This is a genomic window from Gelidibacter sp., assembly GCF_035577925.1.
Classification (GTDB): Bacteria; Bacteroidota; Bacteroidia; order Flavobacteriales; family Flavobacteriaceae; genus Gelidibacter.
Genome location: NZ_DATJCY010000114.1, coordinates 1 through 10,833, shown reverse-complemented (window position 1 = coordinate 10,833; position 10,833 = coordinate 1). Strand labels below are relative to the sequence as shown.

Sequence of the window (10,833 nt, the reverse complement as noted above, 5' to 3'; positions counted from 1 at the left end):
GTCATTGCACATCGATTGAGTACGGTAAAACATGCCCATCAAATTGTTGTGCTGGACAAAGGAAAGATTGTGGAAGTAGGAAACCATAATGAACTGGTAAAACAAAAAGGCAATTACTATCATTTGGTCAAAAACCAATTGGAATTGGGAAATTAATTGAAACCTGTAAGGTTTATAGAATAAAAATATGCCAAGAGAGATTCAAGAAATTAATTTAAGGAGCGAAGAAGTCCAGGAGATTCTTTCCAAAGTGCCCCATTGGATGATCCGTTGGGGAAATATCCTGTTTTTAGTATTGATTTTATTGCTACTGTTTATCTCTTGGTTTGTAAAATACCCTGACATTATTCTATCGGAAGCACTTATTACTACTCAAATACCGCCCCAAAAGGAATTTGCCAAAACCACTGGAAAACTCCAAGTTATTTTAGTGAAAGACCATGAACAGGTCAATGCAAATCAACCTTTGGCAATTATTGAGAATACGGCCAATTATCGCGATGTATTCCAACTAAAATCGGTACTTGAAACCATCAAAATCAATATGCAATCCTTTAGTTTCCCTATGGATAGCCTACCTATTCTGTTTTTGGGGGATATTGAATCCCAATACGCACTTTTTGAAAACAGCTATATCCAGTACCGCCTTAATAAGGAATTGGAGCCATTTTCCAATGAGGCGGTTGCCAATAAAATCTCCATTTCTGAACTTAAAACAAGAATACAGAGTATGCAATCGCAAAAAGAAATCAATAAGACAGAAATGGATTATTTGGCTAAGGATTTAAAACGAAATACTTCATTATTTGAAAAAGGCATTATTTCTGCACAAGAATATGAAAACAAACAAGTCCAATATGCACAAGCAGAACGCAATTTCAAAAATTTTGAATCTTCCATTTCGCAACTCAGGGAAGGCTTGAGCAATGCGCACAAAACTTCGAAGGGAAGCGAAATAAGCCGTGTCAAGGAAGAGATGTTATTGCTTAAAAATGTTATTCAATCCTTCAATCAGTTAAAAAATGCCATCAAAGATTGGGAACAACAGTATGTACTACAATCTAACATAGATGGCTACGTCTCTTTTTTGAATTATTACAACACTAATCAAACTGTAACTGCTGGAGATTTGGTGTTCACCATTATTCCACAAGAAAACTCCTCTTATATAGCAAAACTTAAAACACCTGCCCAAAATTCAGGAAAAATAAAAGTTGGTCAAAAGGTATATGTGAAATTGGAAAACTTTCCAGAAGCAGAATTTGGAGTTTTGAAAGGCCAAGTGAAAAACATTTCGCTCATACCGGACCAAAACGGATTTTATCTTATTGATGTTGAGCTTCCCACAAGACTAATTACTTCCTATAATAAGGAAATAGAATTCAAGCATGAAATGCCTGGTATGACAGAAATCGTTACAGAAGATTTAAGGCTAATTGAGCGCTTCTTTTATCAATTTAAAGATATTTTAAAAAGAAATTGATAATGAAAAGCCTTGGGTTTTAAAACGTATATAAAAGTCCATTGGTCAATTCGTATTGTGATTTTGGTATGGTGATCACAGGCTCGGCGTCATAATTATAGCTAAAAGTTGTTTTAAAGGCCAGATTTTCCCAAATTTTAAAAAGCACACTGGTGGTGCTGGACAATCTAAAATCGTTAAGTTTATCCAGTCGAGGTTGGTAATAACTGGTGCTGATAATGCTAAGGGTTTCTGTTGGGTAGAGGCTGAATGACAAATAAGTACTTGCCCGAACATCTTTTTGGATGCGCTCCACCGCAATCTCTGATGCTTTTTCATACTCATACATGATCAAAGTGCCTAAATAAAACCGGTAATCATCATTAGATGTGAGTTTAAATCTTGGTCCTGTGCCAATTAATCCCCGAAAGTCTATCTCGGAGATCGCATCATATTGTGCTTGGGCAAAAACTTCCATTTTTACGGTTTTGCCAACGCTGTGATTGTAGCGTAAATGTTGCGTGCCTTTATTAACGAAGGAGGCTCCAGCGGCTTTTTCAAATTTCAAATCGTTCACAAAAAGCCATAATTCCTTTTTGTTATTATATTGAATATCGGCTTTGGTTGCAATTTTAAAGAGTTCGTTTTTGTTTTTAATCAAACTTGCATCCAGACTTACCGATCCCGTCCATTTGGCCGAATCTGTCTTTTTTCTCAGGCTTTCAACATTGATAACCTGAGCTTTGGCGTAGCCAGCTAAAAACAAGAAAAATAAAAGTGTAATTAATCGCATAGAAATAATAATGTGCCAATAATTTAGCGTTCCGCTTTTGATTAAGAAAGAACCATGGTCTATTAGCAATTCAAACTTAACAAAATTAAAAAACATATATATAATCGAGACTAAACATTCATGATTCATCCTGATTATGTATGTGAAATGATTGTTAAATTGCTTGTTAACTTCTTTTATAAGTCATGATATATTTCGTAAATTCGTGGCATCTTAATAGTTCATTTCAAAAAATAAAACTCACTAAAATATATGTCAGATAAAGCTACGTTAGAAATAAACGGTAAAAAATATGAATTTCCAGTTATCGTAGGCACCGAAAATGAGGTTGCCATTGATATCAGCAATCTAAGAGCAACTACAGATAGTGTAATTACGCTCGATCCAGGTTATAAAAACACAGGTTCTTGTGAAAGTGCCATTACTTTTTTGGATGGTGAAAAGGGAATTTTGAGATATAGAGGATATGCTATTGAAGAATTGGCGCAAAAAGCTGATTTCCTTGAAGTGGCCTTCCTTCTTATATTTGGCGAATTGCCTACCAAATCACAATTAGAAAAATTCCACGCCGATATCAAAGCGCAATCTCTTGTTGATGATGATATTCGTAAAATTGTGGATGCCTTTCCAAAATCAGCACATCCAATGGGCGTTATTTCATCGCTTACCAGTGCCTTGACAGCTTTTAATCCATCTTCGGTAAATGTCAATTCTGAAGAAGATATGTATAAGGCTATTGTGAAAATTTTAGGGAAATTCCCGGTTTTGGTAGCTTGGACCTTTCGTAAAAAGAATGGATTACCGTTAGATTATGGTGATAAAAATTTAGGTTATGTTGAAAATATCCTTAAAATGATGTTCAAACAACCTAATGAAGAGTATAAGGTTAACCCGATAGTTTTAAATGCGTTGGATAAATTATTGATTCTTCATGCCGATCATGAGCAAAACTGTTCTACGTCAACCGTTAGAATTGCTGGATCATCGCATGTCGGATTATTTGCATCGCTTTCTACAGGAATTTCTGCACTCTGGGGACCACTTCATGGTGGTGCCAACCAAGCTGTTTTGGAAATGTTGGAAGCCATTCATTCAGATGGTGGCGATACCGATAAGTACATGGCGAAAGCTAAAGACAAAGAAGATCCTTTCCGTTTGATGGGCTTTGGCCATCGTGTTTATAAAAACTTCGATCCAAGAGCTAAAATCATAAAAAAGGCGGCCGATGAAGTGTTGAGTGATTTGGGCGTAGAGGATGAAATCCTTGAAATAGCTAAAGCTTTAGAAAAAGAAGCCTTGTTGGATCCTTATTTTGTGGATCGCAAGTTATATCCTAACGTCGATTTTTACTCCGGAATCATCTATCGTGCTATGGGCATCCCAACAGATATGTTTACCGTAATGTTTGCTTTAGGACGTCTTCCGGGATGGATTGCACAGTGGCGTGAAATGCGATTGAATAAGGAGCCAATTGGACGTCCGAGACAGATTTATGTAGGCAAGACCTTAAGAGCATTTGAGGCCATAGAAAACCGTTAGATTATTCAAAGAAATACAAAAGAGCTTCATTTTATTAAATGGGGCTTTTTTTATACATAGTAATATGCTAAAACTTAATATTAAAAATGAAACCTCACGATTAAGAGCTGTTGTTTTGGGTACGGCTGTAAACAATGGTCCAACACCCAATGCGGAGGAAGCTTATGATCCAAAGTCCTTGGAGCACATTCTTGCAGGTACTTATCCTAAAGAAGAAGATATGGTTGCAGAGATGGAAGCTGTGGCACAAGTTTTGAAAAAACATGATGTTGAGGTGTTTAGGCCTCAGATGATCGAGGATTGTAACCAGATTTTTACCCGCGATATCGCCTTTGTGATCGACGATGTTTTAATAAAGGCCAATATTCTTCCAGACCGTGAAAAAGAAGTGGAGGCCATTAGTTATGTGTTGGAACAAATAAACCCAACAAAGGTCATTACCCCACCAAAGGCTGTGCATGTTGAGGGTGGCGATGTCATGCTTTGGAAGGATCATATTTTTGTTGGAACTTATCTTGGCAACGATTATAGGCAACAGATTACCGCTCGTACCAACCCCGAAGGTGTGGCCTATCTGAAAGATTTATTTCCACATAAAACGGTGGTCGGTTTTGATCTGGTCAAATCTAAAACTGAACCCAGAGACAATGCCCTGCATTTGGATTGTTGTTTTCAGCCCGTTGGAAAAGATAAAGCCATAATTTACAAAGGTGGTTTTAGGAATGAGCGCGATTATGACTATCTGGTTGATCTGTTTGGTCCGGAAAACTTGTTCCATATTACACGTGACGAAATGTATGACATGAACAGCAATGTGTTTTCTATTGCCGAAGATGTCGTGGTGTCCGAAAAGAATTTCACACGATTAAATACCTGGTTGCGCCAACAAGGTTTTACGGTTGAAGAGGTGCCTTATGCCGAAATTGCCAAACAAGAAGGGTTGTTGCGCTGTAGCACCATGCCTTTAATTAGGGATTAAGAATAAAGTTTGAATATGAAAAACGGGAACGTTACGATAGATAAGTAATGTTTCCGTTTTTTATTTATAAACTTGTGGTCGCAGAAACTAGAATACTGGTGCAAACCGATAATATAAAGCTGGAGCTTATATTTTCGGTAAAATAAAAATAGAATAGTAAAATTAAATTTAACATTCCGTAAACAAACAAAGTTGTTCTGATAAAGTTATTTCCGTCATCAGTATAAAATAGTAATGCAGAAAAAACAATAATGCTGCTGATAATAAAATATGAAAAGACTTTTATAACCTTCCTTTTCATAGGTCCGGTAAAAAGACTTTTGTCTAAAAATAGCTTAATAGGAAAAAAGTAAAAAGAGTTAATAAGTGCAATTATTAAATATACAAAATTTGGAATAACCTTTTGTATACTCAAAAAATATAGTACACTAAGTAGTAGTAATAAAATGTAGTCCTTTTTTAAAATATTTTGTTTTGTCACAATTATTGATTTAATCCAATCGATTTTTGGTTCATTTTACAGGCGCAATGTATTATAAAACAGCAAAATAAACAATTAGTTTATCTTAATTGAATTCAGTATTTTATAGGTAAAATGAAGAAAAGTAAGTTTGAAGATGGACTTTGGAAAGACTATTGGGCGTATTTGTAAATCATTTATTTTCCGTACAGAAAATAATTATTGACCAAGTCAATATAAATGCGTTTGGCCTTTTCAGGGCTTACATTTTTCACCTGAAAAAGTGCATTGGTTTTAAAAGCATTAATGATGGGTTTCTTACCCCTTGGGCTTTTGTAATTATTTGTTGCTTTTTTATAATAGGCATAGAGCCTTAAAAGCAAGTCGGCGGGAAAAGGCTCCGTATAGCTGTTGATGCGTTCAACAGCCTCATTAAATTCAATATCTAAGTTGTCTTTTGAAGTCATTATTTTTCTGCAATCACACTTACGCCACCTTTTACTTTTTGATTAAGGGCAACTTTGATTTTCGCATCCAAAGGTAAAAATAAATCTACTCTCGAACCAAATTTAATAAATCCTGAATCGGCACCTTGTTTAATTGGTGCATCAACAACGGCATAATTAACGATGCGTTTTGCTAAAGCTCCAGCAATTTGACGGTATAGTATTTTACCGAAAGGTTTATTTTCAACAACTACCGTTGTGCGCTCATTTTCTTCACTGGCTTTTGGATGCCATGCAACGAGATATTTTCCGGGATGGTACTTACTAAAAACCACGTTGCCTCCAATTGGGTAACGTGTGACGTGAACATTGATAGGCGACATAAATACCGACACTTGAATACGTTTGTCCTTAAAGTATTCTTTTTCAAAAACCTCTTCAATAACAACTACCTTACCATCAACAGGAGATAGTGCGTGGTGTTCGTTTGGTGTCCCGATACGTTTCGGATTTCTGAAAAATTGAAGGATAATAACAAAAAATGCTATGACGACAAGCATAAGGCTGGTTCTTAACCATTCCATGGAAATGAAATAATCGATGCACAAAATTGCCAGTACAACAACAGCAATTGTGATCATTATAATTTTATGGCCTTCTTTATGAAACATAAGGGAACAATTTTAAAAATAAATAAAAAAATGGTGCTGCAAAAATAATACTATCCAACCGATCTAGCAACCCGCCGTGGCCTGGCATAATGACACCGCTGTCTTTTACACCCGCCTGACGTTTAAATTTGGATTCTATCAAATCGCCCAAAGTGCCGCATACGCTTGCAATAATACTCAATGCGAGCCAGTTGGTGAAATTTAAGCTGCCAGTTAACGTGGCAATAAAGTAGCTGGCAACACACGAAAAAAAAAGGCCACCCATAAATCCTTCAACGGTTTTTTTAGGTGAAATTCTTGGAAACAGTTTTTGTTTTCCAAAGTTTTTTCCAATCAGATAAGCACCAGTATCATTAATCCAAATTAAAATGAATACACCAAGTAATAACATTGGTGTAAACTGCTTGTTCAGATTGGCAATCATGATCAAAAACACAAAAGCGCTGGTTAGATAAAAAGTGGTCAGCAGATAGCGTTTGGATTCAAAAAGTGGAATTGTTTTTTCTGAAAACAAATCTTTTATCAAAAAAAGCTGGACAAAAAAAGTAAGCACCTGAAGTATTTTTATCGCTTCATTAAAACCGGCATCCAATCCTGGAATTAAGGACCAACAAGTAAATGCTGAATACATTACGACAAAAACTGCGTAGGGCGCGTTGCTTTCCAGTTGTATCAGTTTTTTAAATTCGGCCATGCAAATGAGCCCAAACACAAAAAATAGGGCAACCAACATATATTGCCAATAAATTGAAAGTATCAGCAATGATATATAAATAACGCCGGATACGGCTCTTGTGCTAAATTCCTTCATGTACAGGTTTTACTGAAATTTAATTATTGAAGACACATTTCTAATAAACAACTGTGTAAAAAACGAAAGTGAAACATTCCATTATAAATCTTCAAGAAGCAGCAAATATAGGTTTTTTGAACTACTTCCATAGCTGAGAAAGTTTTTATCCTCTACGGTTTTGAAATGTTTTATAGTGGTAATGTTGGTTGGGATTTTGTGTTTGTTCTTATTTTTGATACCTCGAAGCCCTTCTCCAATATTTTCAACAAACTGGCTGGTTGTAGCATAGATGACAAAATTAGACGGTAAGTCCTTGAGTTGTTTTTCTGCAATTTGGTTCGACGATATTAATAGTGAGCCATCATCGGCAATAAGATATTCACACGTAGATAAAAAATAGTCGCTTTCTGCAGGTTTTTTTGTGCTTTTGAGATTAAAATCTTTAAACAACTCTTTCAGTCTTGGATTTAACAATAAGACATTTTTTCCTTCCCAGTTATTTTCGTGAAGAATATTATCAAGTGATTTGTAAATTTCTTCCATGTTTTCACAATACAGAAATTTCCCACCATTCGCCTTAAAATTTATAGTGAATCTTTCATCTACAGGAATTTTAATTTCGGGCATATATTTGCCTCTCTCTTCGCTTTTAATTTTATCTTCTGGCGTATGCTTTAAGCCGAAAATTCTACGAAATAGATTCATGAATGGGGTGCTATTAACCAGATTTCACTAATGATTCCTCCAAATATAAAAAAACTTAAATTAACAAAGGTTTAATTTAAGTTTTTTATATGATTTTGAAATGTTTATTTAATTTAGTGTTTCGTCTTGATCAGTATTATCCGTCGGAAGGTCAACATTTTCTGTTCCAACATGCGATTGATTCTTGTCGGCCTCAAGTTCTAGTTCATCTTTGTGAAAAGGACGCTTGCCAAAAATACGCTCTAAATTATCCTTAAAAATGACTTCTTTTTCAAGAAGTTCTTCGGCTAATTCGGTTAACTTATCTTTGTTGTCTTCAAGTATTTTTATGGCACGTGCATATTGTTCTTCAATGATTACAGAAATTTCATCGTCAATCAATTCGGCAGTGCGTTCGCTATACGGTTTTGTAAATCCGTACTCGGATTGTCCTGATGAATCGTAATAGGTTAGGTTACCAACTTTCTCACTCAATCCATAAACAGTTACCATGGCGCGCGCTTGTTTTGTGACTTTTTCCAAATCGCTCAAAGCTCCAGTTGAAATCTTATCGAAAATCACCTTTTCTGCTGCACGTCCACCAAGGGCGGCACACATCTCGTCAAGCATCTGTTCGGTTCTTACAATAAGGCGCTCTTCAGGTAAATACCATGCAGCACCCAATGATCGGCCACGAGGTACAATGGTTACTTTTACCAAAGGCGCGGCATGTTCCAACATCCAGCTTATTGTGGCGTGACCAGCTTCGTGAAAAGCAACAGCGCGTTTTTCATCTGGAGTGATGATTTTATTTTTCTTTTCAAGTCCGCCAATAATTCTATCAACAGCATCTAGAAAATCTTGTTTGTCAACCGATTTTTTGCCATTTCGAGCAGCGATTAAAGCCGCTTCGTTACATACGTTTGCAATATCTGCACCCGAGAATCCCGGTGTTTGTCTTGCAAGAAAATCGATATCTAAATCATCTCCTTTTTTGATAGGCCTTAAGTGGACTTCAAAAATTTCTTTACGCTCAACGATATCCGGAAGGTCAACAAAAATTTGTCTGTCAAATCGGCCGGCACGCATTAAAGCTTTATCTAAAATGTCTGCTCTGTTGGTTGCGGCAAGTACGATCACGTTGGTATTGGTTCCAAAACCATCCATTTCTGTCAATAGTTGATTGAGTGTGTTTTCACGTTCATCATTAGATCCAGACATGGCGTTTTTACCTCTTGCGCGGCCAATAGCATCAATTTCATCAATAAAAATAATCGATGGTGATTTTTCCTTTGCTTGTTTAAAAAGATCTCTAACGCGCGAAGCTCCAACACCCACAAACATTTCCACAAAATCCGAACCTGATAGCGAGAAGAAAGGTACCTTAGCTTCACCAGCTACAGCTTTTGCCAAAAGGGTTTTACCTGTTCCAGGAGGTCCAACAAGGAGTGCTCCCTTAGGAATTTTACCTCCTAAAGAGGTATATTTTTCCGGTGTTTTTAAGAAATCTACAATTTCCTGTACTTCCTCTTTGGCACCTTCCAATCCTGCAACATCTTTAAAGGATGTTTTGACATCCGAATTTTCATCAAACAATTTGGCTTTTGATTTTCCAATATTGAAAATCTGTCCGCCTGCGCCACCACCGGCACCACCGGACATTCGCCGCATAATAAAAATCCAAACACCAATAATCAATACAAAAGGCAAGAGGCCAAGTAGAAAATCGCCCCAAACATTTTGTTCGGTTTCAAAAGTGACTTCAGTATTGTTGAGGTTGTTTTCTTTGATAATGGTTCCTATTTCCTCCTGAAAAAGAGCCAAATCACCAAATTCAAATTTATAGTTTGGACTAGGCGTTACAGACGGGATAATAGTGTTGGGTTTGGTGCCTTTATGGGTTTCCTTTTTTAATGCTTCGTCTGTTAGATAAACTTTGGCTTCTCGGTTATTGACGATTGAAACTTTAGAGACGTCCCCATTTCTTAAGTACTCAAAAAATTGGGAAGGTGTTGTCCTTTTTGTGTCCTGTCCACCAAAACCACCAGAGAATATTTGGACCGCAAAGAAAGCGGCTATGACCATTCCGTAAATCCAATATGGACTTAGTTTGGGTTTTTTGTTTAAGTTTTTATTTTCTTTCGACATTCATTTAATTTTAATAACTGGTTTCTATAACGGTTGTTTTTGCATCGCCCCAAAGTCCTTCAATATCATAATACTGTCTGATGTGTTTTTGGAATACATGAACGACTACATTGACGTAATCCATTAAAACCCACTCCGCATTATCACTTCCTTCCACATGCCACGGATGCTCCTTAAGTGTTTTGCTCACTTTTTTTTGAACCGCATTAACAATGGCATTTACTTGTGTATTTGAGTTGCCTTCACAAATAATAAAGTAATCGCAAACCGTATTTTCAATGTCCCTTAAATCGAGAATTTTTATATCTTTTCCTTTGACGTCTTCAATCCCTTCTAAAATAGTAGTAATCAGTGCGTCTGAGTTAACGTTTTCTTTCGTCATTAATTTGAGTTAATTTTGCGCAAAGTTATTGTTTTATTTGTTCTTTTGAGACTTTATATTTCATAAGAAATATATAATTTTATTTTAACTTGCTCATGCATATTATCAAACTTGATGCCATTGACTCCACCAATACCTACTTGAAAGAGCTAAGTGTATCTGGTGATGTACAAGACGGTCTAGCGGTCGTTGCTAAATTTCAGACCAATGGTCGTGGTCAAATGGGGACAGTTTGGAGTTCGCAAGACGCTAAGAATCTTACGTTTAGTGTTTTTAAAGACGTTTCGTTTCTTGATATTGAACATCATTTTTATATCAGCATCGCAGTGTCTCTAGCCGTTTATGACGCTTTAAATAGACTTGGAATTCAACGGGTAAAAGTAAAATGGCCTAACGACATTTTGTCAGACAATAAAAAAATTGCTGGAATCCTCATTGAAAATGTCATTAAATTAAATGTCATTACAGGATCTGTA

11 protein-coding genes are annotated in these 10,833 nt (G+C 36.2%); 4 read left to right on the top strand and 7 right to left on the bottom strand.

The features are described 5' to 3' along the window. Positions 1-187 precede the first annotated feature (187 nt). A complete protein-coding gene (locus tag VNJ50_RS03940) occupies positions 188-1,483 on the top strand; it encodes an HlyD family efflux transporter periplasmic adaptor subunit (protein ID WP_325579252.1) in 1,296 nt (431 codons plus the stop codon). 19 nt (positions 1,484-1,502) lie between these two features. Here VNJ50_RS03940 and VNJ50_RS03935 read toward each other — a convergent pair whose 3' ends face one another. After that, complete coding sequence (locus tag VNJ50_RS03935; RefSeq protein WP_325579250.1) at positions 1,503-2,255, bottom strand: DUF481 domain-containing protein; 753 nt, start codon at positions 2,253-2,255, stop codon at positions 1,503-1,505. A gap of 252 nt (positions 2,256-2,507) precedes the next feature. Here VNJ50_RS03935 and VNJ50_RS03930 point away from each other — a divergent pair, with 252 nt between their 5' ends. Both VNJ50_RS03930 and VNJ50_RS03925 read left to right on the top strand, forming a co-directional pair. Next, positions 2,508-3,794, top strand: coding sequence for a citrate synthase (locus VNJ50_RS03930; protein WP_325579248.1), 1,287 nt, complete (start codon positions 2,508-2,510; stop codon positions 3,792-3,794). A gap of 64 nt (positions 3,795-3,858) precedes the next feature. After that, positions 3,859-4,773, top strand: coding sequence for a dimethylarginine dimethylaminohydrolase family protein (locus VNJ50_RS03925; protein ID WP_325579246.1), 915 nt, complete (start codon positions 3,859-3,861; stop codon positions 4,771-4,773). A 657-nt stretch (positions 4,774-5,430) separates the two neighbouring features. On the opposite strand, the gene VNJ50_RS03920 is transcribed toward VNJ50_RS03925, so the two are convergent. The 6 genes from VNJ50_RS03920 to rsfS all read right to left on the bottom strand — a co-directional run bounded on the left by VNJ50_RS03920 (position 5,431) and on the right by rsfS (position 10,357). Continuing rightward, entirely contained in the window at positions 5,431-5,700 is a 270-nt protein-coding gene (locus VNJ50_RS03920; RefSeq protein WP_325579245.1) for an acyl-CoA-binding protein, read from the bottom strand. Next, positions 5,700-6,350: a phosphatidylserine decarboxylase family protein gene (locus tag VNJ50_RS03915; protein WP_325579243.1), complete on the bottom strand. Its 651-nt coding sequence runs from the start codon at positions 6,348-6,350 to the stop codon at positions 5,700-5,702. The genes VNJ50_RS03920 and VNJ50_RS03915 overlap by 1 nt, the downstream gene beginning before the upstream one ends. Then, positions 6,340-7,161, bottom strand: coding sequence for a phosphatidate cytidylyltransferase (locus VNJ50_RS03910; RefSeq protein ID WP_325579241.1), 822 nt, complete (start codon positions 7,159-7,161; stop codon positions 6,340-6,342). The genes VNJ50_RS03915 and VNJ50_RS03910 overlap by 11 nt, the downstream gene beginning before the upstream one ends. Before the next feature lie 81 nt (positions 7,162-7,242). Then, positions 7,243-7,848, bottom strand: coding sequence for an LUD domain-containing protein (locus tag VNJ50_RS03905; RefSeq protein WP_325579239.1), 606 nt, complete (start codon positions 7,846-7,848; stop codon positions 7,243-7,245). Positions 7,849-7,956: 108 nt separating this feature from the next. After that, positions 7,957-9,975 carry an ATP-dependent zinc metalloprotease FtsH gene (gene ftsH, locus VNJ50_RS03900; RefSeq protein ID WP_325579237.1) on the bottom strand — a complete coding sequence of 673 codons (2,019 nt, stop codon included), beginning with the start codon at positions 9,973-9,975 and terminating at the stop codon, positions 7,957-7,959. A gap of 10 nt (positions 9,976-9,985) precedes the next feature. Beyond that, on the bottom strand, positions 9,986-10,357 hold the full coding sequence (gene rsfS / locus VNJ50_RS03895; protein WP_325579235.1) for a ribosome silencing factor: 372 nt from the start codon (positions 10,355-10,357) through the stop codon (positions 9,986-9,988). A 95-nt stretch (positions 10,358-10,452) separates the two neighbouring features. On the opposite strand from rsfS, the gene VNJ50_RS03890 reads away from it, so the two are divergent. Then, positions 10,453-10,833, top strand: a 381-nt coding sequence (locus VNJ50_RS03890; RefSeq protein WP_325579254.1) for a biotin--[acetyl-CoA-carboxylase] ligase, incomplete at its 3' end; no start/stop codon positions are given.

Bases quoted from the DNA above. Each gene is read 5' to 3' on its own strand.
- VNJ50_RS03905 (WP_325579239.1), bottom strand. From the start codon at position 7,848: ATGAATCTATTTCGTAGAATTTTCGGCTTAAAGCATACGCCAGAAGAT.
- VNJ50_RS03915 (WP_325579243.1), bottom strand. From the start codon at position 6,350: ATGTTTCATAAAGAAGGCCATAAAATTATAATGATCACAATTGCTGTT.
- VNJ50_RS03940 (WP_325579252.1), top strand. From the start codon at position 188: ATGCCAAGAGAGATTCAAGAAATTAATTTAAGGAGCGAAGAAGTCCAG.
- VNJ50_RS03920 (WP_325579245.1), bottom strand. From the start codon at position 5,700: ATGACTTCAAAAGACAACTTAGATATTGAATTTAATGAGGCTGTTGAA.
- VNJ50_RS03910 (WP_325579241.1), bottom strand. From the start codon at position 7,161: ATGAAGGAATTTAGCACAAGAGCCGTATCCGGCGTTATTTATATATCA.
- VNJ50_RS03925 (WP_325579246.1), top strand. From the start codon at position 3,859: ATGCTAAAACTTAATATTAAAAATGAAACCTCACGATTAAGAGCTGTT.
- VNJ50_RS03935 (WP_325579250.1), bottom strand. From the start codon at position 2,255: ATGCGATTAATTACACTTTTATTTTTCTTGTTTTTAGCTGGCTACGCC.
- ftsH (WP_325579237.1), bottom strand. From the start codon at position 9,975: ATGTCGAAAGAAAATAAAAACTTAAACAAAAAACCCAAACTAAGTCCA.
- VNJ50_RS03930 (WP_325579248.1), top strand. From the start codon at position 2,508: ATGTCAGATAAAGCTACGTTAGAAATAAACGGTAAAAAATATGAATTT.
- rsfS (WP_325579235.1), bottom strand. From the start codon at position 10,357: ATGACGAAAGAAAACGTTAACTCAGACGCACTGATTACTACTATTTTA.